24 protein-coding genes and 1 tRNA gene are annotated in these 26,609 nt (G+C 66.4%); 19 read left to right on the forward strand and 6 right to left on the reverse strand.

Annotation, left to right across the window (positions count from 1 at the left end; translation table 11 throughout):
- Positions 1 to 26: 26 nt before the first annotated feature.
- Complete coding sequence (locus ACZK08_RS07205; RefSeq protein ID WP_053519734.1) at positions 27 to 401, reverse strand: Mth938-like domain-containing protein; 375 nt, start codon at positions 399 to 401, stop codon at positions 27 to 29.
- Between the two features lie 13 nt (positions 402 to 414).
- Positions 415 to 720, reverse strand: a complete 306-nt coding sequence (gene yhbY, locus ACZK08_RS07210) for a ribosome assembly RNA-binding protein YhbY (protein WP_053519735.1) — start codon at positions 718 to 720, stop codon at positions 415 to 417.
- Between the two features lie 65 nt (positions 721 to 785).
- Between yhbY and rlmE the strand changes: the two genes are divergently transcribed.
- The 16 genes from rlmE (at position 786) to ACZK08_RS07290 (ending at position 16,699) form a co-directional block, all read left to right on the forward strand.
- On the forward strand, positions 786 to 1,418 hold the full coding sequence (rlmE, locus tag ACZK08_RS07215) for a 23S rRNA (uridine(2552)-2'-O)-methyltransferase RlmE (protein WP_065181256.1): 633 nt from the start codon (positions 786 to 788) through the stop codon (positions 1,416 to 1,418).
- Between the two features lie 66 nt (positions 1,419 to 1,484).
- Entirely contained in the window at positions 1,485 to 3,422 is a 1,938-nt protein-coding gene (gene ftsH / locus ACZK08_RS07220; protein WP_065181257.1) for an ATP-dependent zinc metalloprotease FtsH, read from the forward strand.
- A gap of 102 nt (positions 3,423 to 3,524) precedes the next feature.
- Positions 3,525 to 3,710 carry a hypothetical protein gene (locus tag ACZK08_RS07225; RefSeq protein ID WP_053519738.1) on the forward strand — a complete coding sequence of 62 codons (186 nt, stop codon included), beginning with the start codon at positions 3,525 to 3,527 and terminating at the stop codon, positions 3,708 to 3,710.
- A 159-nt stretch (positions 3,711 to 3,869) separates the two neighbouring features.
- Positions 3,870 to 4,766, forward strand: coding sequence for a dihydropteroate synthase (folP, locus tag ACZK08_RS07230; protein WP_065174930.1), 897 nt, complete (start codon positions 3,870 to 3,872; stop codon positions 4,764 to 4,766).
- Complete coding sequence (miaA, locus tag ACZK08_RS07235) at positions 4,766 to 5,719, forward strand: tRNA (adenosine(37)-N6)-dimethylallyltransferase MiaA (protein ID WP_065181258.1); 954 nt, start codon at positions 4,766 to 4,768, stop codon at positions 5,717 to 5,719. The genes folP and miaA overlap by 1 nt, the downstream gene beginning before the upstream one ends.
- A 96-nt stretch (positions 5,720 to 5,815) precedes the next feature.
- Positions 5,816 to 6,091 (forward strand): RNA chaperone Hfq, encoded by a 276-nt coding sequence (hfq, locus tag ACZK08_RS07240; protein WP_004152891.1) that lies wholly within the window; start codon positions 5,816 to 5,818, stop codon positions 6,089 to 6,091.
- Positions 6,092 to 6,105: 14 nt separating this feature from the next.
- Positions 6,106 to 7,416: a ribosome rescue GTPase HflX gene (gene hflX / locus ACZK08_RS07245; protein ID WP_065181259.1), complete on the forward strand. Its 1,311-nt coding sequence runs from the start codon at positions 6,106 to 6,108 to the stop codon at positions 7,414 to 7,416.
- A 120-nt stretch (positions 7,417 to 7,536) separates the two neighbouring features.
- Positions 7,537 to 8,031 carry a CinA family protein gene (locus tag ACZK08_RS07250; RefSeq protein ID WP_053520002.1) on the forward strand — a complete coding sequence of 165 codons (495 nt, stop codon included), beginning with the start codon at positions 7,537 to 7,539 and terminating at the stop codon, positions 8,029 to 8,031.
- Between the two features lie 34 nt (positions 8,032 to 8,065).
- Positions 8,066 to 9,748, forward strand: a complete 1,683-nt coding sequence (gene ubiB / locus ACZK08_RS07255) for a 2-polyprenylphenol 6-hydroxylase (RefSeq protein ID WP_065181390.1) — start codon at positions 8,066 to 8,068, stop codon at positions 9,746 to 9,748.
- An 89-nt stretch (positions 9,749 to 9,837) separates the two neighbouring features.
- Complete coding sequence (lexA, locus tag ACZK08_RS07260) at positions 9,838 to 10,473, forward strand: transcriptional repressor LexA (RefSeq protein ID WP_053520003.1); 636 nt, start codon at positions 9,838 to 9,840, stop codon at positions 10,471 to 10,473.
- Between the two features lie 204 nt (positions 10,474 to 10,677).
- Positions 10,678 to 11,715, forward strand: coding sequence for a recombinase RecA (gene recA / locus ACZK08_RS07265; RefSeq protein ID WP_053520004.1), 1,038 nt, complete (start codon positions 10,678 to 10,680; stop codon positions 11,713 to 11,715).
- A 110-nt stretch (positions 11,716 to 11,825) separates the two neighbouring features.
- The gene (gene recX, locus ACZK08_RS07270) at positions 11,826 to 12,320 is read left to right on the forward strand and encodes a recombination regulator RecX (RefSeq protein WP_065181260.1); all 495 of its coding nucleotides are present in this window, start codon (positions 11,826 to 11,828) and stop codon (positions 12,318 to 12,320) included.
- Positions 12,321 to 12,429: 109 nt separating this feature from the next.
- The gene (gene alaS / locus ACZK08_RS07275; RefSeq protein WP_065181261.1) at positions 12,430 to 15,078 is read left to right on the forward strand and encodes an alanine--tRNA ligase; all 2,649 of its coding nucleotides are present in this window, start codon (positions 12,430 to 12,432) and stop codon (positions 15,076 to 15,078) included.
- Between the two features lie 147 nt (positions 15,079 to 15,225).
- Positions 15,226 to 15,429 (forward strand): carbon storage regulator CsrA, encoded by a 204-nt coding sequence (csrA, locus tag ACZK08_RS07280; RefSeq protein WP_053520007.1) that lies wholly within the window; start codon positions 15,226 to 15,228, stop codon positions 15,427 to 15,429.
- 77 nt (positions 15,430 to 15,506) lie between these two features.
- Positions 15,507 to 15,599 (forward strand) — tRNA-Ser (locus ACZK08_RS07285).
- A gap of 179 nt (positions 15,600 to 15,778) precedes the next feature.
- Positions 15,779 to 16,699: a hypothetical protein gene (locus ACZK08_RS07290; RefSeq protein ID WP_065181262.1), complete on the forward strand. Its 921-nt coding sequence runs from the start codon at positions 15,779 to 15,781 to the stop codon at positions 16,697 to 16,699.
- Between the two features lie 66 nt (positions 16,700 to 16,765).
- Here the strand turns inward: ACZK08_RS07290 and ACZK08_RS07295 are convergent, their stop codons facing one another.
- Complete coding sequence (locus tag ACZK08_RS07295) at positions 16,766 to 18,874, reverse strand: phosphocholine-specific phospholipase C (RefSeq protein ID WP_065181263.1); 2,109 nt, start codon at positions 18,872 to 18,874, stop codon at positions 16,766 to 16,768.
- An 8-nt stretch (positions 18,875 to 18,882) separates the two neighbouring features.
- On the reverse strand, positions 18,883 to 21,261 hold the full coding sequence (locus ACZK08_RS07300) for a TonB-dependent receptor (protein ID WP_065181264.1): 2,379 nt from the start codon (positions 21,259 to 21,261) through the stop codon (positions 18,883 to 18,885).
- A gap of 225 nt (positions 21,262 to 21,486) precedes the next feature.
- Between ACZK08_RS07300 and ACZK08_RS07305 the strand changes: the two genes are divergently transcribed.
- Positions 21,487 to 22,632, forward strand: coding sequence for an alpha/beta fold hydrolase (locus ACZK08_RS07305; protein WP_065181265.1), 1,146 nt, complete (start codon positions 21,487 to 21,489; stop codon positions 22,630 to 22,632).
- Positions 22,633 to 22,639: 7 nt separating this feature from the next.
- On the opposite strand, the gene ACZK08_RS07310 is transcribed toward ACZK08_RS07305, so the two are convergent.
- The gene (locus ACZK08_RS07310) at positions 22,640 to 23,779 is read right to left on the reverse strand and encodes an MFS transporter (protein WP_065181266.1); all 1,140 of its coding nucleotides are present in this window, start codon (positions 23,777 to 23,779) and stop codon (positions 22,640 to 22,642) included.
- A 185-nt stretch (positions 23,780 to 23,964) separates the two neighbouring features.
- On the opposite strand from ACZK08_RS07310, the gene ACZK08_RS07315 reads away from it, so the two are divergent.
- Positions 23,965 to 24,660 (forward strand): alpha/beta hydrolase, encoded by a 696-nt coding sequence (locus ACZK08_RS07315; RefSeq protein ID WP_065181267.1) that lies wholly within the window; start codon positions 23,965 to 23,967, stop codon positions 24,658 to 24,660.
- A gap of 45 nt (positions 24,661 to 24,705) precedes the next feature.
- Here the strand turns inward: ACZK08_RS07315 and ACZK08_RS07320 are convergent, their stop codons facing one another.
- Positions 24,706 to 25,407 (reverse strand): pirin family protein, encoded by a 702-nt coding sequence (locus tag ACZK08_RS07320; protein ID WP_053520377.1) that lies wholly within the window; start codon positions 25,405 to 25,407, stop codon positions 24,706 to 24,708.
- 139 nt (positions 25,408 to 25,546) lie between these two features.
- On the opposite strand from ACZK08_RS07320, the gene ACZK08_RS07325 reads away from it, so the two are divergent.
- Positions 25,547 to 26,467 (forward strand): LysR family transcriptional regulator, encoded by a 921-nt coding sequence (locus ACZK08_RS07325; RefSeq protein ID WP_065181268.1) that lies wholly within the window; start codon positions 25,547 to 25,549, stop codon positions 26,465 to 26,467.
- The last annotated feature ends 142 nt before the right edge of the window (positions 26,468 to 26,609 follow it).

The following is a 26,609-nucleotide window of genomic DNA, read 5'->3' on the forward strand; positions in this document are numbered from 1 at the left end:
CGCCGGGCCATGCCCGGCGGTGGTCCTCAACCTTCCAGGATGAACGCGGCCGCCACCTTGCGGCCTTCGCCGGCAAGGATGTTGAAGGTGCGCGCCGCGGCAGGGTTGTTCATCACTTCCAGGCCGATCCCGCGCGACAGGCAGGCGGCCATGACCGCAGCCGACGGAAACACCTGCCGCTCGCCGGTTCCCAGCACGATCAATGCAGGACTCAGTGCCAGCACCGGTTCCAGGTCGGCCACCGTCAGCGCCGCCGCATCGGCGACAGGCCAATGTTCGACCAGCTGGTCCGGCGTCAGCAGAAAGCTGCTGGCCAGCACCGTGTCATTGACCTTGGCCGAGCGGCCATCGGCAGCGCGCAGGCTGTAGGCGTAATCGGGCGGCTCGTGGTTCAGCTGCATGGCGGAGGCGCGATCAGCCGCGCGGCAGCACGATCTGGCGCTGTTCCCTGCTCGGGCGATACAGCACGGCAACGTGACCGATGCGCTGCACCAGCGCACTGTCGGTGGCTTCGACGATCTCGCCGATCATCGCGTCCCGGGCCTCGCGGTCCTCGGCTGCGACCTTGACCTTGACCAGCTCGTGGCGCTCCAGCACTTCGTTCAGCTCCGCGATGAAGGCCGGGGTCACTCCCTTGCCGCCGGTCTGCAGCAGGGCCTTCAGGTCGTGGGCTTGGCCGCGCAGGAAACGGGTCTGGGAGGCGGTCAGGGCGATGGACATGCAGGAAAAGACGGTTGAATGGGGGGATCAGGGTATCATGACGGCCCCATCAGCCCCTATTTCCAATGGCAACCCGCAGCAAAAGCAGCCAGCGCTGGCTCAAGGAACACTTCTCCGACCCCTTCGTGAAGAAGGCGCAGGCCGAAGGCATGCGCTCGCGGGCGGCCTACAAGCTTGAAGAGTTGCTTGAACGTGACCGCCTGCTGAAGCGGAACATGGTCGTGGTGGACCTCGGTGCCGCCCCTGGCGGATGGTCTCAGCAGGTTCGGAGACAGATGGGAGACACCGGCCGCGTGCTGGCGCTGGACATCCTGGAGATGCCGCCGCTGGCGGGTGTGGAGTTCCTTCACGGTGACTTCAGGGAAGAAGCCGTCCTATCTCAGTTTGAAGCCATGCTCGGGGACGAGCCGGTGGACCTTGTGCTGTCGGACATGGCCCCCAATAAAAGTGGCATGGACGCGGTCGACCAGCCGCGGATGATGCATCTGGCGGAGCTGGCGCTGGACTTCGCCGACAACCACCTGAAGACCGGCGGGGCGTTCCTGATCAAGCTGTTCCAGGGTGTGGGCTTTGACGACTACGTGCGTGAAATGCGCCGTCGCTACGACAAGGTCTCCATCCGCAAGCCGGAAGCGTCGCGCAAACGCTCTCCCGAGGTGTACGCCTTGGGTCAGGGCAAACGCGCCCACATGAAGTAAGCTCGCAACGTAAGTTTCAACCCCAACGCAACGCCCGCACTGAGAGGAACACCGGAGCCAATGAGGATGAACGACTTGACCAAGAACCTCCTGCTATGGGTGGTCGTCGCCGTCGTGCTGATGGTGGTCTTCCAGAGCTTCTCGCCCAAGTCCTCCGGGCCCGGTGCGCAGGGTGCGTCCTATTCGCAGTTCCTGGACCAGGTGGACAGCGGCAACGTGCAGAAGGTCGCCTTCGGCGGCGACATGCGCGGCGGCACCAGCCAGATCACCTACACCACCCGGGGTGGACAGTCGTCCACCATCACCGCGCCGTTCGATCGCGACCTGATCAACGTGCTGCGCACCAAGAACGTCGAGATCGTGCAGGAGGAGCCCTCCAGCGGCATCTCCTTGGGCGCGATCCTGATGAATTTCCTGCCGGTCATCCTGATCATCGGCTTCTGGCTGTTCATCATGCGCCAGATGCAGGGCGGCGGCGGCGGCGCCAAGGGCGCGATGTCCTTCGGCAAATCGCGCGCCAAGCTGCAGGGCGAGGACCAGATCAAGGTCACCTTCGCCGATGTCGCCGGCTGCGACGAGGCCAAGGAGGAAGTGGGCGAACTGGTCGACTTCCTGCGCGACCCGTCCAAGTTCACCAAGCTGGGCGGCAAGATTCCGCGTGGCGTGCTGATGGTCGGCCCGCCGGGTACCGGCAAGACGCTGCTGGCCAAGGCCATCGCCGGTGAGGCGAAGGTGCCGTTCTTCTCGATCTCCGGTTCGGACTTCGTGGAAATGTTCGTCGGTGTCGGCGCCAGCCGCGTGCGTGACATGTTCGAGCAGGCCAAGAAGCACGCCCCGTGCATCATCTTCATCGACGAGATCGATGCCGTCGGCCGTCACCGTGGTGCCGGCCTGGGCGGCGGTCACGACGAGCGCGAGCAGACCCTGAACCAGCTGCTGGTCGAGATGGATGGCTTCGAGGGTGGCGAAGGCGTGATCGTGATCGCCGCGACCAACCGTCCGGACGTGCTGGACCCGGCGCTGCTGCGCCCGGGTCGCTTCGATCGCCAGGTGGTGGTCGGTCTGCCCGACGTGAAGGGCCGCGAGCACATCCTGAAGGTGCACATGCGCAAGCTGCCGCTGGCCGACGACGTCGAGCCGCTGGTGATCGCACGCGGTACCCCGGGCTTCTCCGGCGCGGACCTGGCCAACCTCTGCAACGAGGCAGCCTTGTTTGCTGCGCGTGGCAACGAGAAGGAAGTCCGCATGGACCACTTCGACCGTGCCCGTGACAAGATCCTGATGGGTGCCGAGCGCCGTTCGATGGCCATGAGCGAGGAGGAGAAGACCCTCACCGCCTACCACGAAGCCGGCCATGCCATCGTCGGCCGCCTGGTGCCCGAGCACGACCCGGTCTACAAGGTCACGATCATTCCGCGCGGCCGCGCCCTGGGTGTGACCATGTACCTGCCTGAGGGCGACAAGTACTCGATGAACCGCGTGGCGATCCAGTCGCAGCTGTGCTCGCTGTACGGCGGCCGCGTCGCCGAAGAGCTGATCTTCGGCACCGACAAGGTCACTACGGGTGCGTCCAACGACATCGAGCGCGCCACCAAGATGGCCCGCAACATGGTCACCAAGTGGGGCCTGTCCGAAGAACTCGGTCCGATCGCCTATGGCGAGGAGGACGACGAAGTCTTCCTGGGCCGCTCGGTGACGCAGCACAAGAGCGTGTCCAACGACACCGCGCGCCGCATTGACGAGGAAGTGCGCAACATCCTCGACAAGGCCTACGCCCGCACCACCCAGCTGCTGACCGACAACATCGACAAGCTGCACACGATGTCGCAGCTGCTGCTGCAGTACGAGACCATCGACGCGCCGCAGATCGACGCCATCATGGAAGGTCGCGAGCCGCCGCCGCCGGCGGGCTGGAACAAGTCGAACAAGGACGGTGGCAGCAACGACAAGGGCGGTGATGCTCGCCCGCTGCCGCCGATCGCCGGTCCGGCCGAATCGCACTGACGGCCCGCTGCACGTGATATCAGACGAGGCCGGGGCAACCCGGCCTCGTCGTTTCCGGGCCATCGGCCCACCCCGAAGAACCGATCTGACGCTGGAGCCCGCATGTCCGCCCCGAAGCCCGAACCGATTTCCCACACCGTCGAGATGGTCATCGCCACCGTGGTCGGTGTGGGTGTGGGCCTGGGGGCCGACAATCTGCTGCTGGGCTGCGTGGTGGGTATTGCGATCGGCATCGTCCTGAGCATTGCCAGGACCCTGTACGTGGACCGCAAGCGCCGCCGCCGTTGAGGGGTGTCGGCAGGGCTGACGCCCTGCAACCGGACCGGCACCGCCTTTCATCAGCAAACCAGCTGTTGCTCTGGCTGTTGTTGTCGCTCTGGCCTCTGCGGGTGCAGGGCGCAGCCCTGCCGAACTAAACTACCCGCCGTTGTCCCTGCAGGATTGCCCATGTTCGATACCTCGCCCCAGCTCGACTGCGCCGGTCGCATCCTGCGCCTGGACCGTGCCCGGGTCATGGGCATCGTCAACGTCACCCCGGATTCGTTCTCTGACGGGGGGCACCATGACACCACGGAGGCCGCGGTCGCGCATGGCCTGAAGCTGGTGGAAGAGGGCGCCGACCTGCTCGACATCGGGGGTGAATCGACCCGTCCAGGCGCTGTACCGGTATCGGTGGAGGAAGAGCTCCGCCGCATCGTTCCGGTCATCGAGCAGCTTGCGGCGCGTACCTCCGTGCCGATCAGCATCGATACCTTCAAGCCTGAGGTGATGCGCGCGGCGGTGGCCGCCGGCGCCGGCATGATCAACGACATCTTCGGCCTGCGCCAGGACGGCGCGCTGGAAGCGGCCGCTGCGGCCAACGTGCCGGTGGTGCTGATGCACATGCAGGGCGAGCCGGGCAACATGCAGGCCGATCCGCACTACGACGACGTCGTTGCCGAGGTCCACGGGTTTCTCGTGCAGCGCCTGTTCGCCGCCGAGATGGCCGGCATCGCGAAGAAGCATCTGGTCATCGATCCGGGTTTCGGCTTCGGCAAGAACACCGCGCACAACATGACCCTGTTGGCGCGTTCGGAGCGTTTTCTGGAACTGGGTGTGCCGATGCTGGCGGGCCTGTCGCGCAAGCGCAGCCTTGGCGAGCTGACCGGGCGTGACGCGCCGGCCGAGCGGGTGGCGGCGTCGGTGGCCGCGCACCTGATTGCCGTGCAGCGCGGTGCGCGTATCGTGCGTGTGCATGACGTCGCCGCCACCGTCGATGCACTGAAGATCTGGCAGGCGGTGGACGCCGTGCCGGCGCCACGCGATGACACCCGGCCGACGATCAGCTGGCCGGACGAAGACTGATGGGGGTTGACCGGCGGCCGCTGGCGATTGCCGTGATGGGGCCGACCGCCAGTGGCAAGACGGCCACCGCGATCGCCCTGGCCCGGCAGCTGGATGGCGAGATCGTCAGCGTTGACTCGGCGCTGGTCTATCGCCATCTGGATATCGGTTCGGCCAAGCCCGACGTTTCCGAGCGCGCACAGGCGCCGCATCACCTGCTGGACCTGCGTGATCCGTGGCAGACCTACTCAGCGGCGGAGTTCGCCGCCGACGCCGGCCGCGTCGTCGCCGACATCGTTGCGCGTGGACGGATGCCGATCCTGGCCGGGGGCACCGGCCTGTACTTCCGCGCCCTGCTGCAGGGACTGTCGCCCATGCCGGAGGCCGACCCGGCCCTGCGCGCCACGCTGGCAGCCGAGGCCGCCGAGCGCGGTTGGGCCGCGTTGCATGCCGAACTGGCGAAGGTGGACCCCGCCGCTGCTGCCCGCATCCATGCGACAGACCCACAGCGGATCCAGCGGGCGCTGGAGGTCTATCGGCTGACGGGAACGCCGATCAGCGAGTGGCAGCGCCGGCCCGGCGTGGCGCCGCTGCCGGTACGCACCCTGAAGCTGGTCCTGGCGCCGCACGACCGGGCAATCCTGCACCGGCGGATCGAGGCCCGCTTCGATGCCATGCTGGCCCAGGGCTTCCTCGACGAAGTGCGCGATCTGCGCGCGATGCCGGAAATGGCCGCTGTCGCGGCACCGCTGGACCTGCCGGCGGTGCGTGCGGTCGGCTACCGCCAGGCTTGGGAGCATCTGGACGGCCGGATCGATGCCGGCGGCTTCCGCGACAAGGCGATCTTCGCCACCCGCCAGCTGGCCAAGCGGCAGCTGACCTGGCTGCGGGGTGAGCTTGACGCGCGCTGGTTCGACCCCCATATCGACCACGAGCGGCTGGCCGACGCGGTGTCGACCTTCGTCGCACGCTGAACCGCCGCCAGCCGTGTAACATCACTGTCCGGCGGGCGGCTCGGGGGCCGCGGCGGCCGCCGGCAACCCAATAAGAACAATAATCAGGAGTGAGCAATGTCCAAGGGGCAATCGCTGCAGGATCCTTTCTTGAATGCACTGCGGCGCGAGCGCGTGCCGGTTTCGGTGTACCTGGTCAACGGCATCAAGCTGCAGGGCACGATCGAGTCGTTCGATCAGTTCGTGGTCCTGCTGCGCAATACGGTCAGCCAGATGGTCTACAAGCATGCGATCTCCACCGTGGTGCCGGCACGCAATGTGAAGGTCGGGCCGGGCGGTGGTTATGTGCAGTCGGGTGAAGGTGGTCAGGCAGGTGATGAAGCAGACGAGTAAGACCGGAGCGGTGAATGTTTGACCGCTCGAAGAAGGGTGAACATGCCCTGCTGATCCAGCCGCACTTCGGCAAGCTGGAAGACGACGTGCTGGAAGAGTTCGGTGATCTGGCCCGCTCGGCAGGGGCCAGCATCGCTGCCACGATCACCGCGCGCCTGGACCGTCCCAATCCCTCGACCCTGATCGGCAGCGGCAAGCTGGATGAGATCAAGGCAGCGGCTGACGCCACCGGCGCCGATCTGGTGCTGGTCAACCATGCGCTGAGCCCCGGCCAGGAACGCAACCTGGAACGCTTCCTGGAGCGCCGGGTGATCGACCGTACCGGGCTGATCCTGGACATCTTCGCGCAGCGCGCTCACAGCCACGAAGGCAAGCTGCAGGTCGAGCTGGCGCAGCTGCGTCACCTTGCGACGCGGCTGGTGCGCGGCTGGACCCATCTGGAGCGCCAGCGCGGTGGTTCGATCGGCCTGCGCGGCCCGGGTGAAACCCAGCTGGAAACCGACCGCCGTCTGCTGCAGAAGCGGGTGGAGCAGTTGCAGAAGCGGCTGGAGAAGGTCGAAGTCCAGCGCACCCAGATGCGCCGTGCGCGCGTGCGCAGCGAACTGCCGCGTGTGGCCCTGGTCGGTTACACCAATGCCGGCAAGTCGACCCTGTTCAACGCGATGACCGGCGCCGAGGCCTATGCGGCCGACCAGCTGTTCGCGACCCTGGACCCGACGGTGCGCCGCATCGCTGTGCCGGGTGGCAACGTCGTGCTGGCCGACACCGTCGGCTTCGTCCGTGACCTGCCGCACGACCTGGTGGCCGCGTTCCGCTCGACCCTGTCCGAGGCCCGCGAGGCCGATTTCCTGCTGCACGTGGTCGATGGGGCCGATCCGCACCGCGAGGAGCGCATCGCCCAGGTCGACGAGGTGCTGGCTGCGGTCGGTGCGGGTGATCTGCCGCAGCTGCTGGTGTTCAACAAGATCGACCGTATCGAGGGCGCCGAAGTGCGCCACGATGGTCAGGATGGCGTGCCGGACGAGTCGCGCCGCGAGCGGGTCTGGATCTCCGCGCGTGACGGGCAGGGCCTGGAGCTGTTGCAGGCGGTGCTGGGCAAGCGCCTGGGGTTGCAGCATGTGACCGGGGAGCTGCGCCTGCCGCCGGATGCGGGCCGCCTGCGCGCGCGCCTGCATCAGCTGGAAGTGATCCGCAGCGAGCGGGCAGACGAGGAGGGCTGGCTGCTGCAGGTCGATCTTCCGATTGCCGAAGCCGAAAAACTCGCGGCGGGCATTGATGGCGGGCCGATCCGTGCCCTGCTGCCGGAAAAGCTGCCGGAATGGTGAGATAGCGCCGCACAATCCCGGTGCGCGCCGCTGCGTAGTCGGGCGTGTACCGGCCGGGACGCGACACGCGTCTGCGATCTGCGGTACAACAGGCGGGTTCTTCACCCCACTGTCATCTCGATGTCCATCCCTACCGACGCCGACCTCAACGCCCAAGCTGCCGCACTCGGGCAGCGCCTGCAGCAGGCCTCGCTGCAGCTTGTGACGGCTGAAAGCTGCAGTGGCGGCTGGATCGCCAAGACCATGACCGACATCGCCGGTTCCTCGGCGTTCTTCGACTGCGGCATGGTGGTCTACAGCTACGAAGCCAAGCAGCGCCTGCTGGGGGTACGCGCGCAGACGCTGGAGCAGTTCGGTGCGGTGAGCCGCGAAACGGTGCTGGAGATGGTGTCCGGCGCTCTGATCAACTCCGGTGCCGGCATCGCGGTGGCGGTTACCGGCATTGCCGGTCCTGGTGGCGGCAGCCCGGACAAGCCGGTCGGCAGCGTCTGGATCGGCTGGAAGCGCCGCGGCGGATACGCCCGGGCGGAACTGTTCCAGTTCGATGGCGACCGCGAAGCCATCCGCAGGCAAACCGTCGCTGCGGCATTGCACGGTATCGACGCCCAGCTGTGACATGCTGCTGCGGTAATCGTCCGGAGCACGCATGATGTGGGAAACGCTGGGCACCGTCCGTGACCTGGGGAGGCTGCAGGAAATTGCAGCGGTCCTGATCCGTTATGGCTTCGGCGACGTGGTGCGCCGGATCGGCCTAGCCACGGTGCTGGAGCGTGCCGGGCGCCTGCTGCACTGGAACGAGGACCGCCAGCATCTGCTGCGGATGACCGCGCCGGTGCGGGTGCGCAGCGCGCTGCAGGACCTCGGCCCGACGTTCGTCAAACTTGGACAGGTGCTGGCGACCCGTGTCGATCTGCTGCCGCCGGAGTGGATCGCCGAGCTTTCCGAACTCCAGAATGCGGTACCGGCCCTCCCGTATGCGCAGATCCGTGCGCAGCTGGAGGCCGATCTGGGCGCGCCTCCGCAGCAGGTATTCGCCTTCCTCGACGAAACACCGATGGCGGCGGCCTCGCTGGCGCAGGCCCATCGCGCGCGCCTGCTGGACGGCCGCGAAGTGGTGCTGAAGGTGCGTCGTCCCGGCATCCGTGACGTGGTCGAAGCCGACCTGCGCCTGCTGGCACGGCTGGCCGAAATCGTCGAGGCGCGTCTTCCGGATCTGCGCCGTTACCGGCCGGCAGAGGTGGTGCAGCAGTTCACCGTATCGCTGCGGCGCGAACTCGATTTCGCGGCCGAATGCCGCAACGCGGAGCGCATCGCACGCAACTTTGAAGGTCGCGACGACATCCTTGTTCCCGGCGTGCATTGGCAGTGGACCTGCGAAAGCCTGAACGTGCAGGACTTCGTGGACGGCATTCCGGGCCGCGATCTTGCCGGCGTGGACGCAGCAGGGCTGGACCGTCGCGAACTGGCGCGGCGCGGTGCCAACATCGTATTGAAGATGGTGCTGGAGGACGGCAGCTTCCACGCCGATCCACACCCGGGCAACATCATCTATCTGCGTGACGGCCGCATCGGCGTGATCGACTTCGGCATGGTCGGGGCACTGTCCGAAGTGCGTCGCTTCCAGGTTGCGCAACTGCTGCACGGGCTGGTCGAACAGGACCCGCAGGGGGTGGCCGACGTCCTGCTGGACTGGGCCGGGGGCGTGGAGGTGGATGAGAACCGGCTGCAGCACGACATCAGCCAGTTCGTCGACCAGTACCGTGGCGTGCCGCTGAAGGATCTGCGTATCGGCCTGATGCTGGGCGACATCACCCAGTTGCTGCGCAGCTACAGCCTGACCCTGCCGGCCGACCTCGCACTGATGATCAAGGCGTTCCTCACCCTGGAAGGCATGGGCCGGCAGCTCGACCCGGACTTCGACATGGCCAGTGCCGCACGCCCCTTCCTGGAGCGGGTGGTACTGCAGCGCTACGCGCCGCGGGCATTGCTCAAACGCGGCCGGCGCAGCCTGTTGGGAATGATCGACTTCGCCGGCGATCTGCCGCGCGATCTGCGCAAGCTGGTGCAGGCGGCGCGCCGCGGGCGCCTGCAGCTGAAGGTCGAGACCAGTGCGCTGCAGGGCTTTGGCGAGCAGGTGAACCGTGCGGCCAATCGAATGGTGATGGGCATCGTGACTGCAGCGCTGATCATCGGCTCATCGATCGTCATGCACAGCGTCGGTGGGGTCTCCAGCCGCTGGCTGCTGGCGCTCGGGGTTTCCGGATTCGTCGGGGCCGGTATCTGCGGCGTCTGGATCCTGTTCTCCATCTGGAGAAGTGGCAGGCACGACTGAGTGTCGTTCGCTGCGGTATCGCCCGGCACGCTTCGCCCTGTCGTGTCCGGCACTTGCAGTTCCCGTAGTTAGTAGTAATACTACTAACCATGGACCTGACCGACACCCAGCAGGCGATCCTGCAGTTGATCGCCGAGCGTATCGAGAGCGAAGGCGCGCCGCCGTCGCAGACTGAAATCGCACGTGCGTTCGGCTTCAAGGGCGTACGCGCGGCCCAGTACCACCTGGAGGCGCTGGAGCAGGCGGGAGCGATCCGCCGCATTCCCGGCCAGGCCCGGGGCATCCGCCTGGTGCAGGCTCCCCCCGTGGAGACCCTGGCCGAGCCCGGGCTGCCCGAGAGCGTGCTGCGGCTGCCAGTACTGGGGCGGGTCGCCGCCGGCCTCCCTATCGGCGCGGATATCGGCTCGGACGATTTCGTGGTGCTGGACCGGGTGTTCTTTTCGCCCGCGCCGGATTACCTGCTGAAGGTGCAGGGTGACTCGATGATCGACGAAGGCATCTTCGATGGTGACCTGATCGGCGTGCACCGCACCCGCGACGCCCATTCGGGGCAGATCGTGGTGGCGCGCATCGATGATGAGATCACCGTCAAGCTGCTGAAGATCGCGAAGGACCGTATCCGGCTGTTGCCCCGGAACCCCGATTACAAGCCGATCGAAGTGCTTCCCGACCAGGACTTTTCGATCGAAGGCCTGTACTGCGGCCTGTTGCGGCCGAATCGCTGAAGCGTTCGAAGGTGCGTTACCCCGCGGTCTTTTGTGGCGATTCTCTGGTTCCACCGAGGTTGGTACGGATGTCCGATAATTCTTTTCAAAGCGCCGGGCAGAATCTCAGCCTGTGCGATACGTCCGCCTTAAAGTGAACCCATGGCAAAGAAGACCCCCAAAGACAGCACCCCCAACGAAATGACCTCTGCAAGGACCAATACGATGGACGAGAACAAGAAGCGCGCATTGGCTGCTGCTCTGGGCCAGATCGAAAAGCAGTTCGGCAAGGGCTCGGTGATGCGCATGGGCGACCGTGTGGTCGAGCCCGTCGAAGCCATCCCGACCGGTTCGCTGATGCTCGACATCGCATTGGGCATCGGGGGGCTGCCGAAGGGCCGCGTGGTGGAAATCTATGGACCGGAGTCCTCGGGCAAGACCACGCTGACGCTGCAGGCCATCGCCGAGTGCCAGAAGATGGGAGGCACCGCTGCCTTCATCGATGCCGAGCACGCTCTCGACCCGATCTATGCCGCCAAGCTTGGCGTGAACGTGGACGACCTGCTGCTGTCGCAGCCCGATACCGGTGAACAGGCATTGGAAATCGCCGACATGCTGGTCCGTTCCGGCTCGGTGGACATCCTGGTGATCGACTCGGTCGCGGCATTGACCCCGAAGGCCGAAATCGAGGGCGAGATGGGCGACCAGTTGCCGGGTCTGCAGGCCCGCCTGATGAGCCAGGCGCTGCGTAAGCTGACCGGCAACATCAAGCGCTCGAACACGCTGGTGATCTTCATCAACCAGCTGCGCATGAAGATCGGCGTGATGATGCCGGGCCAGAGCCCGGAGACCACCACGGGTGGCAACGCGCTGAAGTTCTATGCCTCGGTCCGTCTGGACATCCGCCGCATCGGTGCCATCAAGAAGGGCGATGAGATCATCGGTAACCAGACCAAGATCAAGGTCGTCAAGAACAAGCTGGCCCCGCCGTTCAAGCAGGTAATCACCGAGATCCTGTATGGCGAAGGCATCAGCCGTGAAGGTGAACTGATCGACATGGGCGTGGATGCCAAGCTGGTCGAGAAGGCCGGTGCCTGGTACAGCTATGGCGAAGAGCGCATCGGCCAGGGCAAGGACAACGCCCGCGGTTATCTGCGTGACAACCCGACCGTCGCCGCCAAGCTCGAAGCCGAGCTGCGCGAGAAATTCCAGCCGTCCGAGGCCGTCCGCGAGGAAGGCGACGACGAAGGCGACGACGAGTAAGTCTTGCTGTGGGGTAGGGTGACGCCGTCAGTGACGTCGCTCTACCCCGCAGGTTCGAACCGCCCAGGATGGGCAGGGTGCCAGGGACGGCGCCACCCCTGGAGGGATTGATGTCCTACAGCGACGAACCTACCTCGACAGGCCGAAAGCGCCGGCCTCGCGAGCAGACTCCGGTGCAGCGGGCACTGGGCCTGCTGGTCCGCCGGGAGCATTCACGCAAGGAATTGACCCGCAAACTGACTGCGCGGGGTATCGAAGACGAAGCCGCGCAGGCAGCGGTCGCCAAGCTGACCGAAGCGGGGTGGCAGGACGACACCCGGTTTGCCGAGAACCTGGTACGCATGCGGGCCAACACCGGTTACGGCCCCATCCATGTGCGTGCCGAACTGGGGACCCACGGGCTGGACAGTGCCGCCATTGCCGCAGCGATGGACAGCTACGAGGGCGACTGGCAGGAGAACGCCCGTGATCTGGTCCGCCGCCGCTTTGGCGAGGCCGGCCCACAGGACCTGGCGCAGCGCCGCAAAGCGGCGGATCTGCTGGCGCGGCGAGGCTTCGACGGTGACAGCATCCGCCGTGCGACCCGCTACGACCCTGACGATTGAGACTGGCGGCGCCGGGCCTGATACCCTTTAGGTTTTCGGCGGTCCGTCGCGACCCTGGCCCAGGCGGCCGGTGGTCCGGGTCCGCCGGCCCGCAGACTGCCAGCCCCCAATGAACGCACCCGCCAAATTCACGACCTCCCAGATCCGCAGCGATTTCCTTGAATTCTTCAAGGGCAAAGGCCATACCATCGTGCCGTCGGCACCGCTGGTGCCTGGCAACGATCCGACCCTGCTGTTCACCAACTCCGGCATGGTGCAGTTCAAGGACGTGTTCCTCGGTGCCGAGAAGCGCAGCTACGTGCGCGCGGCCGATGTCCAGCGCTGCCTGCGGGCGGGTGGCAAGCACAACGATCTTGACCAGGTCGGCTACACCGCCCGCCATCACACCTTCTTTGAAATGCTGGGCAACTGGTCGTTTGGTGACTACTTCAAGAAGGACGCGATTGCGTGGGCGTGGGAGCTGCTGACCCAGGTCTGGAAGCTGCCGGCCGAGCGCCTGCTGGTGACTGTCTACCAGACCGACGACGAAGCCTACGAACTGTGGCGCGACATGGTGGGGGTGCCGGAAGAGCGCATCGTGCGGATCGGCGACAACAAGGGCGCGCCGTTCGCTTCGGACAACTTCTGGCAGATGGCCGACACCGGCCCGTGTGGTCCGTGCACCGAGATTTTCTACGACCACGGCGACCACATTGCCGGCGGTCCTCCGGGGTCGCCGGATGAGGATGGCGACCGCTTCATCGAGATCTGGAATCTGGTGTTCATGCAGTTCGACCGCCAGCCGGACGGCACTCTGGTGCCGCTGCCGGCGCCGTGCGTGGACACCGGCATGGGCCTGGAACGTCTTGCGGCGATCCTGCAGCATGTCCACACGAACTACGAGATCGACCTGTTCCAGGCTCTGATCCGCAAGGCCGCCGAGCTGACCGGTACCTCCGACCTGGAGAACAAGTCGCTGCGCGTGATTGCCGACCACATCCGCGCCTGCTCGTTCCTGATCGTCGATGGCGTCCTGCCTTCCAACGAAGGACGGGGCTATGTGCTGCGCCGTATCATCCGCCGCGCCCTGCGTCATGGTTGGATGCTGGGTGTGCGCCAGCCGTTCTTCAGCAAGCTGGTGCCGACGCTGGTTGCACAGATGGGCGAGGCCTATCCGGAGCTGCCGGCGGCAGCGGACACCGTGACCCGCGCGCTGCAGGCTGAGGAGGAGCGGTTCGCCGAGACGCTCGACGCCGGCATGAAAATCTTCGAAGACGTTGCGGCGAGGGCCGGCAATGGCGTGATCCCGGGAGGTGACGCCTTCCGCCTTTACGACACCTATGGCTTCCCCCTGGACCTGACCCAGGACATCGCCCGCGAGCGTGACCTGACGGTCGATATCGCCGGGTTCGATGCGGCAATGGAACAGCAGCGCGAGACCGCGCGTGCCGCGGGCAAGTTCGGCGGTGGCGTGACCCTGCCGGCCGAGCTGGTGGCGACGCTCACCCCGACCGTGTTCCTGGGCTACGACCGCCTGCAGGCCGGTGACCTGACCGTGCTGGCGCTGCTCAAGGAGGGGCGTCCGGTGCAGTCGGCCAGTGCCGGCGATGCCGTCATCGTCATCACCAACCAGACGCCGTTCTATGCCGAGTCCGGCGGCCAGGTCGGCGATACCGGCGTAATGACCGGCAACGGCGTGCGCCTGGCGGTGGAAGACACCCAGAAGTTCGCGGGCCAGTTCCACGGCCATGTCGGTACCCTGACCGAAGGCGACCTGAAGGTGGGCGATGTGCTGGCTGGCGAGGTCGACGGTGAGCGCCGCGGCGCCACCATCCTCAACCACTCGGCCACCCACCTGCTGCACGCGGCCCTGCGCGAAGTGCTGGGTACGCACGTGCAGCAGAAGGGCTCGCTGGTGGCGCCGGACCGCCTGCGTTTCGATTTCTCGCATTTCCAGCCGATCAGTGCCGAAGAACTGGCCGTGATCGAGCGCAAGGTCAATCAGCAGGTGCGTGCCAACAATGTTGCCGAAGTGCACTCCATGGGCATGCAGGAAGCACTCGATTTCGGCGCAATGGCACTGTTCGGAGAGAAGTACGGCGAACAGGTCCGGGTACTGAAAATGGGCGACTATTCCACCGAACTGTGTGGTGGCACCCACGTCAAGCGCACCGGTGATATCGGCCTGTTCAAGATCACCTCGGAAGGCGGTGTCTCCGCGGGCGTGCGTCGCATCGAAGCGGTCACCGGTCAGGGCGCCCTGGATTACGTCGATGCCGAAGAGGCGCGGTTGTCCGAGGCGGCCGAGCTGCTGGGTGGCAGTGCTGCCGACGTGGTCGAGAAGATCCGGGCGCTTGGCCAGCGCCAGAAGCAGCTGGAACGTGAACTGGAAGCGGTGAAGGCCAAGGTTGCCGCGGGTGCGACCGCCGACCTTTCCAGCCAGGCGGTCGAGGTCGCGGGCGTGAAGGTACTGGCGGCCCGCCTGGAGGGCTTCGACGCCAAGGCGCTGCGCGATGCCGTGGACCGCCTGAAGCAGCAGCTGGGAGACGCGGTGATCGTGCTGGCAGGTGCCCAGGACGGCAAGGCCGCCCTGGTCGCCGGCGTGAACGGCAGTGCAACGGGCCGGGTCAAGGCCGGGGAACTGTTGTCGCATATCGCCGGTCAGATCGGGGGCAAGGGCGGCGGACGCCCGGACCTCGCCCAGGGTGGTGGCGAGGACGGGCCCGCCCTTGCCACTGCACTGGCTGCCGTCGTCGAATGGGTCAGCCCCCGCCTGTGATGAAGCCTGCCGTCCCCCTTCTTGTAGGAGCGGGACGGCTGACGGTACCATTGCGAATCTTTTCCCTTTGTCGTGGTAGCGCTTCTTGACGAAGCGTCAAGCCGGTGGGGGATACCCTTCCACACGGTTCCATGGAGACTTACAAAAATGTTGATCCTGACTCGCCGCGTCGGCGAAACCTTGATGATCGGTGACTCGGTGAGCGTCACCGTGCTCGGCGTCAAGGGTAACCAGGTACGTATCGGCATCACTGCGCCGAAGGACGTCGCTGTGCATCGCGAAGAGATCTACCAGCGCATCCAGCGTGGTGACGAAGCCGGCAGCGCCGGTGGTGAAAATTCTGCGGAATAAGGCTTTACCTTCGCGCGTGATTAACGTTATGATTCACGCCCCGCTGAGGTGCGACGCACCCCCGCGGTGAAATCCCCGGAGTGATGCCCGAGTGGCCGAAGGGGCTCCCCTGCTAAGGGAGTATAGGGTCAAAAGCTCTATCGAGGGTTCGAATCCCTCTCACTCCGCCAGATACTCAGAAAAGCCCCTGGAGACAGGGGCTTTTTTGTGGCCGGAATTCTCCCGTGCAGCACGTTGCCCATCACCTGCAGGAATCGAGTCTGCGCTGATTGCTGGACTTGGATTGCAGGTTCTGATGTGCTGAGCCGGTACGCCGACGGATCGGCGATCGATGGGACGGGAAGTGCGGATGCAGATTTCATTGAAGCGCGCTCTGATCGTGGGCGGCGTGGCAGTTGTCGTGTTGACCGGCGGTTATGTCCTGTGGGGCCGCGCGGATTCCATGCCGCAGGCGATTGCGGCGCACGCGCCTCACACGCAAGGCCGCACTGACGTCGCACCCGTGCCCTCAAAGCAGCATCGTGCCGCTGCGCGAACGGGTCCGCAGCCGCCGAATCCCCAGGTCTTCCGCCGGGTAGGTCCGAAGGCATACGAGATTGCCGGCAACCGTGAGCGGCGGCCGCCGGGCGATGCGCTTGAGTACATGAGGGTGATGAAGCAGCGTTCCGACGCCGGTGATGCGGATGCGAGCTATCTGATGGAGTTGACGGTGCGCGAGTGCAGGAACCTGATCAAGCATGATCCGGTCGCGTCATTCGATTTCCTTCGTAATGCAGGCATGACGCCGGATCCTGCCTCGTTGGTCAATGATGAGCGTCGTCTGGGCGAGTGTGCGTCCCTGGTAGCTGCGCCTGCCTTCTATCATGGAGCATGGCTTGCCAGGGCCGCCTCGCAGGGTTCAATCGAAGCCAAGCTGCTTTACGCGGCCGATCCCGAGACCGTCATCGGCCCTCCGTCGGAGTGGCTTGCGAATCCGGAATCCCTGGTCAGATGGCGGGAGAGTGCGATGCGCCATCTCCATGATGCTGCGGCAACGGGAAGCCTCGATGCGGTCAGTCACCTGTCCAGCGCGTACGACAAGGGAAGAATCACCGCCTACGATGGCGTGAATGCCTATGCATATGCCTTGGCCGCTGCCAAGGCAAATCCGGCACATATGCCGGCGAGGAGCCTGCAGGAGTTGCAGGCGAAGTTGAGCCCTGCGCAGCGCGAGGCTGCGCGCGAGCGGGCGACGCAGGTGTACGCGGACTGCTGCATCGCAGATCAATGACGCGCAGTCCCGATTCCGTCGGTTTCTATGGGGCAGGACGCGGCCTGCCGAATTTCGTCCTCGACCTCAATCGTGCTGGAACCGCAAGGGTTCACTGCCCATCGCCGGATCGCTGGTGCCGGGGCGGCCATCCTCGACGCGCCCTGCCAGGCGCAGCGCACCGCTTCCAGCGCTGACATGCAGGTCGTACCACCCTGCGGTAGGCGCTGCATCCCAGGCCAGTGATGTTTCCGAGCGCGCGGCAATGTCCAGCGTCTGGTCCGGCATGTGCCCGGCATAGGCGCCTCCCTGCACGCGGACCCGGCAGGGCTCATCGCCTGGATTACGCAGACGCAGGCGAAGCTGGCCATCGGCGCGCTCCATCTCCGCCAGCAACATCGGGGAGGTGGCATCGCCGCGGAAGTGGCGATGGAATCCATTGGGGCCCAGCAGCCACAGGTCGAAGCGGCCATCGGCAGCAAGCGGCCAGCGCGCCTGCACGGGCGTGCCCGGCACCAGCGTGTAACGCCTCGGAATCGCGTCCAGGCGCAGCCGGTCGTAGACATGCAGTACCGCTGCCGCTCCTTCGCAGGCCAGCTGCAGATCGATGCTTCCGGCGGCCAATGCGGTGATCCGGGCCTGCGGCCGATAGGGCAGGGCGCGTGCCGGTCTTACCCCGGCTTCCTGGCGTGCAGGGTGCAACCCCTGCGGCAGGGCAGGCACGGTCCGGCCCGGCAGGGCCGCCGCGCGCGCGGCCACCGCATCGACGTCAGGCAACGCTTGCACGAAGGGGCGGGTATCGCGCTGGGCGAAATCGAACGCGTGGGTCAGATCGCCACAGACCGCGCGCCGCCACGGTGAGATGCCCGGTGCGGGCACACCGAAGCGGCGTTCGATCAGACGCAGTACCGAGGTGTGGTCATACACCTGCGAATCGACCCAGCCGCCCCGGCTCCAGGGCGAGATCACGTACAACGGCACGCGCGGGCCCAGTCCATAGGGGCGGCCACGCAGCTCGGCGGCGTCGTACTTCTCGTCGCCAGGCGCAGGATGCCGATGGTATTCGCCTTCGGTGCCGACCGACGATGCGCCGGCCCAGCCATCCGCCAGCGGTGAAGGCGGGGCGGGCGGCGGCACGTGGTCGAAGAAGCCGTCGTTCTCGTCGAACATCAACAGCAGGGCGGTACGACTCCAGACCTCCGGGTCGGCGGTCAGCGCGTCGAGCACGCGCGCGGTGTAGGCCGCGCCCTGCGCCGGGCTGGAGGGGCCGGGATGTTCGCTGCCGGCAGCGTCGGCGATGATGAAGCTGACCTGTGGCAACTGCCCGTCGACCACATCCTGGCGCAGCTGTGCCAGCCCGCGCGTGCTGACCCCGCGTGCGCGGAGCTGCGGATCGTGACCCGGTGCAGCGCGGTACGCCTGCCGGAAGGTCTCGAATCCGGCCAGCGGGTTGTCGGTGAAGTTGTCGGCCATGTCCTGGTAGATCTGCCAGGACACCCCTGCCTGCTGCAGCTGCTCGACGTAGCTGGTCCACTGGTAGGACGCCGGATGGCCGCCGTGCTCCGGGAAGTTGTCGTGGGAGTTGGCGATCACCGGGCCGCCGGCGCGGGCAAAGGGATCGTTGTGGCCGGTCCACAGGAACACCCGGTTCGGGTTGGTGCCGGCCTGGATCGCGCAGTGATAGGCATCGCAGACGGTGAAGGCATCGGCGAGTGCGAACTGGAAGGGCAGGTCGCTGCGCTGGAAGTAGCCCATGGAGTGATTCTGCTTGGCCTTGGGCCACTGCCCCATGCGCCCATGGTCCCAGGCACGCTGCGCGTCAGGCCAGGTGTGCGGCGTGCCTTCGACGCGCATGTAGCCGAAGTGCGCGGCGGTATCCAGCGGGAACGGTGCGATCGCGCGGCTGCCGCTGGCATCGGGTTGCAGCCACAGGGTGCGCGCAGCGCCACCGCCCGCCAGGGGCGCGGCGGGGGCCACGAAACGATCACCGAATCCGCGCACGCCCGGCAGGGTGCCGAAGTAGTGATCGAACGAGCGGTTCTCCTGCATGAACACCACGATGTGCTGCAGGTCCTGCAGGCTCCGGGTGCGTGCATCGGGGGCGATCGCGGCGGCCCGGGCGATGCTCGGCAGCAGCGGTGAAAGGCCGGCGGCAAGGCCGGCCTGCAACAGTCGGCGACGGCCGATATCGGTCACGGGTTCACTCACAGGTCCACGCGGAAGGAGATGCCGACGGTGCGCGGAGCGCCGATGAAGGCGCTGTCGCGGCCGTCGACACCTGCAAGATACCGCTTGTCGGTGAGATTGCTCACCACCAGGTTCGCACCCATGCCCTTCAGGCGTGGCGACAGGCCCTGCAGATCGAAGCCGATGTTGGCATTGAACACCGTGGCCGAGGGGAGGCTGCTGGCGTCGGCGGCATCGAGGTAGCGCGTTCCCAGGTAGCGACCTGACAGGCCGAAGTTCCAGTTCTCGCCCTGCCAGTCAGCCGAGACCACCAGGATCTGCTCGGGCTGGCCGATCACCTTGGCGCCATCGACGATGCCCAGCTGGGCGTCACGCGCGGAATCGCCGCTGCCGAGGTACTTCGAGCGGTTGTAGGTATAGGCCGCGTTGATCCGCCAGCCGTTGTCCCAGCCGTATCCGAGCGCCGCTTCCAGGCCATTGCTCTCCACGCCCCCGAAGTTCTCGTAGACGCCGTCGGTCTCGCCCAGGTAGTCGATGCCGCTGACGAAACCGGCCGGCAGGTAGACGATGCGGTTGTCGAACTTGATGTTGTACAGGGTGACCGAGGCGGTCAACGGCCAGCGGCTGATGCGCATGCCGAGTTCGATGTTGTCGGCGGTCTCCGGCTCGACGTTGCGGAAGCGCTGCGGATCGGTCTCGCCCAGTACGCCGGAGGGGATGGCCGCGAAGTTCTGCGAGAAGCCTGCGAACAGTTCCATGCCCTGAACACCGGGTGCCCAGGTGAAGCCGGTGGACAGCAGCGGATCGGACTTTGAATCGGACGTGACGTTCTCGGCGGCGCCGATCACACGCCGGCGGGACTGGTCCACGAAGAACTGCTTCACGCCCAGGCGCGCGCTGAAGGGGCCGAAGCGGGCCACGTCCTCGATGTAGTACATCTGCTCATCGACCTTGTACCGGTCTTCGAACTGGACCCAGTACGGCTGGTGATCGAAGGCGATGTCCTGCCCGACGTTGAGCAGCCGGTGCCAGTCGCGGCGTGCGGAGCGGTCCAGCTTTTCCACCCACAGGCCACCGCGGACCGTGTTGTCGATGCTGCCGAAGGTCTGCCGCCACTCGACGTCGGCAGTGACGCCCATGCGGTCGTTGTCGTAGTGGGTGTGGCGGTAGGACTGGGCGCCGAGCACATTGCCGGCGTAGCAGCCCGGATCATACTCGGCCGTGAAGCCCAGCCGCGGCGTGCAGGTGGCCAGACGCTGGGCGGCGCTGCCATCGGGATTGACGAAGTAGATCTGGCCCCGGTTGCTGCCGCCGTACACGGTGCTGCCGCCGGTGTACTCCGACTCGGGGCGACCGCTGCCATCGTCGCTGACCTGCGCCAGGTACGGCGGCAGCCAGTCGCCGCGACCCTGCATGCGATGACCGTAGGCCGCCATCGAGGCCTTGAAGCCGTTGCCACCGTCAAAGGCCGCGCGCAGGTAACCGAAGGTGTTCTCGCGCAGGGCACGGGAACCGGAACGGAAGTTCTGGTCCAGATAGGGAATGCCGGTCAGGGTGCCGACCAGGTTGTCGCGGTCCGGATTGGTGGCGAAGCCCTGTGGCGAAACGCTGGTGTACTCCGGTTCGTCGGCATCGTTGTAGGACAGATAGCCGGTGAGTGTCCAGCGGTCCAGTTCGGTGACGAACTTGCCGGCGATATGGTCGTTGCGGGTGCGGCCGCTGCCGTCGATCCAATCGTGCACGCGCGCCGAGGATGCACTGACCCAAGCACGTGTGTGGCCGCCAAGCACGCCGGTGTCATAGCGCACGTAGTACTTGCGCGCTTCATTGTCACCGGCACCGACGACGAAGCGCAGCCGGCTGTCCTGCAGCGGATCGCCGGTGAGGAAGTTCAGGGTGCCGCCCAGCGCCTCGTTCGAGCGCGAGGAGATGTCAGCCGTGCCCTGGCTGACCTCCACCGTTTCCAGGTCCAGGGTGTCGATGTAGCGATTGGCCAGGGAGCCACCGCCGTAGCCCGAGCCACCATTGGGCAGGCCATCAATGGTGGTGCCGATCTGCTGCGTATCGCGGTTGGTGACGAAGCCGCGCATGCTGATCTGCGTGCCCCACACCGACGAACCGGTGGCATCGGCCTCGCTGACGACCACGCCGGGCACTTCGTTGAGCGCGTCGTTGACGCTGCTCATCACCAGCTGCCGGTTGAGTGTTTCCGTGCGCACCGCAGTCTTGGCGTAACTGGTTGCCTGGCCGATCACCTGGACCTGGTCCAGCGTGCGGGCGTCGCTGCGACGTGTCGTGTCACCCTCTCCCTGCGGTGCTTCGGCGAGGGCGTCCAGTGTGGGCGCGATCAGCAGGGCAAGCAACGAGATACGGGGAATACGCGCATGCGTTGGCATCGAAACCGGACCTTCACGAGTGGGGGAAGCCCCGGAGTGTCGGCAGCGGCAGTGACGTGACGGTGACGTGCAGATGCAGCCTTCATTGCACCCGCGGCGCGGGAGGCGCCCTGCACCAAGCTGAATCGATGCTGCGCTGTCATCAAGCCGTCATCGAACCGCGATAGATGGCAAGCGCGGTGCCCGCTAGGCTGCCACGCTGTCGCATTTCTTCCCTGATCGCCCATGAAGCGCCTGCTGCTGCTGTTGCTGGCGTGCGCCGGCCTATGGCTGGCTGCATGCTCTTCCTCGATGAATGCCGCATCCACCTCGCTCGCCGACCGCCTGGTCGCGCCCGGCGGCGTGTCGACGCTGCTTGACCAGCCGCGCATCGCTGCGGCCATTGCCGGGATTCCCAATCGCCATGGTTTCGCGCCGGGCCGTGATGGCGTGCCGATCTTCTGGCGCGTGTTCGATCCGGGCGACTACGGCGCCCGCTATCGCTATCTGCCGCAGCGGCACGAGAATGGCCTGCCGCTGGACACCGGACTCAGCCTGTCGGTGCCGCAGCCGTTCCAGGCACAGGCGCCGCGTGGCACCGTGGTGCTCCTGCACGGCTGGATGATGAACGGCGATTCGATGCTGCCGTGGTCATTGCAGCTGGCCGGATCGGGCTATCGCGTGGTCACGCTCGACCTGCGCAACCACGGTCAGTCCGGGGCTGGACCCTCCGGCTATGGCACCTACGAATCGGACGACGTGGTCGATGTGATCGCTGAGCTGCGCGCACGCGGCGAAGTCACCGGGCCCCTGTATCTGTTCGGCGTGTCCTATGGCGCGGCGACGGCGGTGTTCACCGCTGAAAAGCTCGGTGACCAGGTTGCCGGCGTCGTCGCGATGGAGTCGTTCGCCAATGCCGGCGTAGCCATCCGCACGATGATTCCGCACCTGATGGCGCTGCAGCCGGAAGGGTGGAAGGCACAGGCCGTGGCCTCATATGCGCGGTGGCGTTATGGCGGACAGGACATCGACCAGGTGATTGCTGCGGCCAGCCGCCGCATCGATGTCGATCTTGACCATGTGGATGTGGCTCGCGCGCTGGCCGACACGCGCGCCTGCGTGCTGCTGCTGCACGGGCAGGGCGACCAGCACATTCCTGTGAGCCAGGGGCGCGAACTCGCGCAGGCCAACCCGCGGGCGCACTACATCGAGATGCGCGGCGAGGACCATATCACCCTGCCGCTGCGGCTGGATCTGTTGGCCGGTGTGGTCGACGACTGGATGGCGCGCGACGAACGGCACCCCCCGTCCACCTGCCCGGCGCCGCAGCTGCCGGCACAGGCCGAGTGGCTGGTGCACGATGTGCCGGCAGCGGAGCCGGCACGCGGTTGATGCATCGTCAGGACAGCCGGCGCGCTAGTGCCGGCGCCGACAGCGCGACACCGATCAGCAGTGCCGCCACGCAGAGGAACGCGAAGCCCAGGCTGCTGGCATGGGCCAGTGCGCCGATCGCGGCCGGGCCGGCGAGAATGCCGGCATAGCCGAGTGTGGTGACCGCCGTGATGGCGATGTTCTCGGGCATCGCGCGCTGCTGTCCAGCCATCGAGAACAGTGCCGGCACGATGTTGGCGCAGCCCAGGCCGACCAGCGCATGGCCCGCAAGGGCAACCGGCAACGATGGCACCAGGGTGGCCACGGCAAAGCCGGCCGCAGCGGTGATGCCGCCGATGACAAGGGTGCGGGTGCGGCCGAGACGCTCGACGATGCCATCGCCGAACAGGCGCATGGCTGTCATCGCCAGAGTGAACACCGCGAAGCCCGCGCCGGCCTGGTCGCGAGGCACCTGCCGTACCTCGGCCAGGAACACGGCGCTCCAGTCCAGCATCGAGCCTTCGGCGAGAAACACCACGAATGCCAGCACGCCGATGAACAGCACCACGCCATGTGGCAGTGCCAGCAAGGGGCCTTCGTGCAGGATCCGTTGCGGACGCCAGTGCGGTGCCGACAGCACAGCTACCAGCAGCAGTGCCGCCGCCGCGAGCAGCGCGGCCAGCCAGAGCGGTGTGCCCAGGATCAGCAGACCGGTCATGCAGCCGGCGCCGACAAAGCCACCGATGCTGTAGAAGGCGTGGAAGCCGGACATCATCACCCGGCCGGCTTCGCGTTCGACGGCCACTGCCTGCATGTTCATCGTGCAGTCCATCGCACCCACGCCCGCGCCGAACACGAACAGGGCCGCACCGAGCACGAAGGGCGAAGGCGGCACCGCCAGCAGCGGCAGTGCCAGCAGCACGAGTGCACAGGTGACCACCAGCAGCCGACGGCAGCCGAAGCGACCGGTCAGCGCACCGGCCAGCGGCATGGCCAGCAGTGAGCCCAGCCCGAGGCACAGCAGCACGGCGCCCAGACCGGCGTCGGACAGCCCTGCTTGGGCCTTGGCGAAGGGCACCATCGGTGCCCACGCGGCGGTGGCGAAACCGGGAATGAAGAAGGCGGCGCGGGTGGCGTGCTGCTGGGCACGTGGGGAAGAAGGCGTCATGCGCGGTAGGAAGCTCCAGTGAACCGTCATGGAAGCGATTTCACGGCCGTTCGGCAAGTGCCAACGGAGGGGGGCCGACATGCATACGATTGCAGCGCGCCAAGGGCGTCACTGCTGTTTAACGCTGCGCGGCGACAGTGGGCTCACGGTCGGCATTCCGCCTGGCCGCTGCCGGAGATCCATCCATGAGTACTGCGCCGACCATCCTCCTCGTCCATGGTTTCTGGGGCGGGGCCGCACACTGGGCCAAGGTCATTCTGGAACTGCATCGCAACGGCCATGACCGCGTGCAGGCGGTCGAACTACCCCTTACCTCGCTGGCCGATGATGCCAGCCGCACGCAGAAGATGATCCGCCAGATCGATGGCCCCGTCCTGCTGGTCGGCCACTCCTACGGTGGTGCAGTGATCACCCAGGCGGGCAGGGAGGCCAACGTCAAGGGCCTGGTCTACATCGCCGCATTCGCACCCGACGAGGGCGAGAGCGCGGGTGGCATTACCCAGCAACACCTGCCCGAGGCGGCAGCGAACCTTGCCCCGGACAGCGACGGCTATCTGTGGCTGCGCGCGGACAGATTCCACGAGAGCTTCTGCCAGGACCTCACCGCCGACGAGGGCCGCGTGATGGCGGTGACCCAGAAGGCGCCGCTGGCGAGCACGTTTGGTGACGCGATCACCGATCCGGCGTGGAAGCACAGGCCGAGCTGGTACCAGCTGTCGCGCCAGGACCGGATGATTGCGCCCCAGAACCAGGCGATGATGGCCGATCGGATCCAGCCCCGGCGTCTTCTGCAACTGGATGCGAGCCATGCTTCGCTGGCGTCGAAACCGGCCGAGGTGACTGCGTTGATTCTGGAGGCCTGCGCCGCCGTCGGCGGTTGAGGCCAGAGGTCGCCCGCGGTACCGGTCGGCACCGCGGGCGTGACTTCACAGCGGCAGGTCGAACACCAGCACTTCGGCGTCGTTGCCGTTCTCCAGCGTCAGCTGCGCTTCGTCGCTGATCTGCAGCGCATCACCGGCTTCCAGGGTGATGCCGTTGACCTGCAGCTGGCCACGGGCGACCTGCACATAGGCACCGCGTCCGCTGCCCAGGGCGTGGTGCAGCTTGTGGCTGCCGTCGAGCAGGGTGGCGAAGATGCGGGCATCCTGGTGGATGCGCAGCGAACCATCGGCACCGTCGGGCGAGGCGATCAGGCGCAGCTGGTTGCGCTTGCTGTCCGGCGTGAAGTGGGTTTCCTCATACGACGGGGTGATGTTCTCCGTGTCCGGGAAGATCCAGATCTGCAGGAAATGCACGGGTTCGGTGGCCGAGTGGTTGAACTCGCTGTGGCTGACGCCGCTGCCGGCGCTCATGCGCTGCACATCGCCGTAGCGCAGTACCGAACCGGTGCCCATCGAGTCCTTGTGTTCCAGTGCGCCGCCCAGCACGTAGGAGACGATCTCCATGTTGCTGTGGCTGTGGGTGCCGAAGCCCTGGCCGCCGATCACCTTGTCCTCGTTGATCACCCGCAGCGGACCGAAGCTGACATAGCGCGGATCGTAGTAGTTGGCGAACGAGAAGGTGTGGCGCGAGGACAGCCAGCCATGTTCGGCCAGGCCACGGGTAGCACTCTTGCGGATCTGCAGCATGGGATATCTCCTTGTTCGATGTTTTCGATGGGGCGGGGCAGGGCATTGATCGCCGTTTTTCCCTGTTGGAGAGAAGTATCCGCTTGCGCCGGTGCTTTGAAAAACGGATAGTTTTGAAAGCCATCATCGAAAAATTCGAATGCTCAAGCTCAGCCTCGAAGCCCTGCAGATCCTGGACGCCATCGATCGCCGCGGTTCGTTTGCGGGTGCCGGCAAGGCCCTGCACAAGGTGCCGTCCACCATTTCCTACACCGTGGCCAAGCTGGAAGAGGATCTTGGCGTGCAGCTGTTCGACCGGGTGGGCCCGCGTGCGGAGCCGACCGAGGCCGGTCGCGCGCTGCTGGATGAGGGCCGGCATCTGCTCCGTGCGGCCCGCGAACTGGAACTACGGGTGCGCCGGGTGGCCTCCGGCTGGGAAACCGAACTGACCCTGGCAGTGGATTCGGTGTTTCCCACCTGGCTGCTGGGTCCGGACATCGCCGCATTTCGCGGCGCTGAGGCGCCGACCCGCCTGCGCTTGATCGGCGAGGCGCTGTCCGGCACCTGGGAGGCGCTGCTGGACCGGCGTGCCGATCTGCTGGTGGGCGCGCCGGGCGAGGGGCCGAGCGGTGGTGGCTACGTGGTCGAGCCGTTGGGTACGGTCGAGTTCGTGTTCGCGGTTGCCCCGGATCATCCCTTGGCGGCAGTGCCGGGCGTGCTGGGACGTGAGCAGCTGGTCGAGCACTGTGCGATCGCGGTGTCCGATTCGGCGCGGCGCTTGCTGCCCCGGACGGTTGGCCTGCTGATGGGGCAGGAGATGCTGACAGTGCCCGACATGGCCAGCAAGCTGAAACTGCAATGCGAGGGCGTGGGCTTCGGCTTTCTGCCCGAGCCGTGCGCGCGCGCGGCGGTGGCACGAGGCGAACTGGTGATCCGTGAGGTCGAGGAACACAAGCCGGAGGAGACCTTCTGGTTGGCCTGGCGGACCGGTGAGGATGGCGCGGCATTGCGCTGGTGGCGCGAGCGCCTGCGCAGGCCGGAGTTGCTGTCGCAGTGGTGGCGGGCAATGGCCGGGGGATAGGTGTGCGGCAGGGCTGCGCCCTGCACCCGCTACGGGCGGGAACACGGCAACAGCAGCAGCCACGGCCGAAGCGGGTTTGCCGGGGCAGGACGGGGCGGGTCCGGTTGCGGGAGACGCCGTAAACCCGTCCTTGGGGGCTTGG

The sequence above is a fragment of the Stenotrophomonas sp. 112478_Sma genome, assembly GCF_056479905.1.

Coding starts and splice junctions, on each gene's coding strand:
- lexA (WP_053520003.1), top strand. CDS start 9,838: ATGGACCTGACCGACACCCAGCAGGCGATCCTGCAGTTGATCGCCGAG.
- ACZK08_RS07315 (WP_065181267.1), top strand. CDS start 23,965: ATGAGTACTGCGCCGACCATCCTCCTCGTCCATGGTTTCTGGGGCGGG.
- recA (WP_053520004.1), top strand. CDS start 10,678: ATGGACGAGAACAAGAAGCGCGCATTGGCTGCTGCTCTGGGCCAGATC.
- folP (WP_065174930.1), top strand. CDS start 3,870: ATGTTCGATACCTCGCCCCAGCTCGACTGCGCCGGTCGCATCCTGCGC.
- ACZK08_RS07310 (WP_065181266.1), bottom strand. CDS start 23,779: ATGACGCCTTCTTCCCCACGTGCCCAGCAGCACGCCACCCGCGCCGCC.
- hflX (WP_065181259.1), top strand. CDS start 6,106: ATGTTTGACCGCTCGAAGAAGGGTGAACATGCCCTGCTGATCCAGCCG.
- csrA (WP_053520007.1), top strand. CDS start 15,226: ATGTTGATCCTGACTCGCCGCGTCGGCGAAACCTTGATGATCGGTGAC.
- ubiB (WP_065181390.1), top strand. CDS start 8,066: ATGTGGGAAACGCTGGGCACCGTCCGTGACCTGGGGAGGCTGCAGGAA.
- ACZK08_RS07225 (WP_053519738.1), top strand. CDS start 3,525: ATGTCCGCCCCGAAGCCCGAACCGATTTCCCACACCGTCGAGATGGTC.
- ACZK08_RS07305 (WP_065181265.1), top strand. CDS start 21,487: ATGAAGCGCCTGCTGCTGCTGTTGCTGGCGTGCGCCGGCCTATGGCTG.
- ACZK08_RS07325 (WP_065181268.1), top strand. CDS start 25,547: ATGCTCAAGCTCAGCCTCGAAGCCCTGCAGATCCTGGACGCCATCGAT.
- ACZK08_RS07290 (WP_065181262.1), top strand. CDS start 15,779: ATGCAGATTTCATTGAAGCGCGCTCTGATCGTGGGCGGCGTGGCAGTT.
- rlmE (WP_065181256.1), top strand. CDS start 786: ATGGCAACCCGCAGCAAAAGCAGCCAGCGCTGGCTCAAGGAACACTTC.
- ftsH (WP_065181257.1), top strand. CDS start 1,485: ATGAACGACTTGACCAAGAACCTCCTGCTATGGGTGGTCGTCGCCGTC.
- hfq (WP_004152891.1), top strand. CDS start 5,816: ATGTCCAAGGGGCAATCGCTGCAGGATCCTTTCTTGAATGCACTGCGG.
- alaS (WP_065181261.1), top strand. CDS start 12,430: ATGAACGCACCCGCCAAATTCACGACCTCCCAGATCCGCAGCGATTTC.
- ACZK08_RS07250 (WP_053520002.1), top strand. CDS start 7,537: ATGTCCATCCCTACCGACGCCGACCTCAACGCCCAAGCTGCCGCACTC.
- yhbY (WP_053519735.1), bottom strand. CDS start 720: ATGTCCATCGCCCTGACCGCCTCCCAGACCCGTTTCCTGCGCGGCCAA.
- ACZK08_RS07300 (WP_065181264.1), bottom strand. CDS start 21,261: ATGCCAACGCATGCGCGTATTCCCCGTATCTCGTTGCTTGCCCTGCTG.
- miaA (WP_065181258.1), top strand. CDS start 4,766: ATGGGGGTTGACCGGCGGCCGCTGGCGATTGCCGTGATGGGGCCGACC.
- ACZK08_RS07205 (WP_053519734.1), bottom strand. CDS start 401: ATGCAGCTGAACCACGAGCCGCCCGATTACGCCTACAGCCTGCGCGCT.
- ACZK08_RS07320 (WP_053520377.1), bottom strand. CDS start 25,407: ATGCTGCAGATCCGCAAGAGTGCTACCCGTGGCCTGGCCGAACATGGC.
- recX (WP_065181260.1), top strand. CDS start 11,826: ATGTCCTACAGCGACGAACCTACCTCGACAGGCCGAAAGCGCCGGCCT.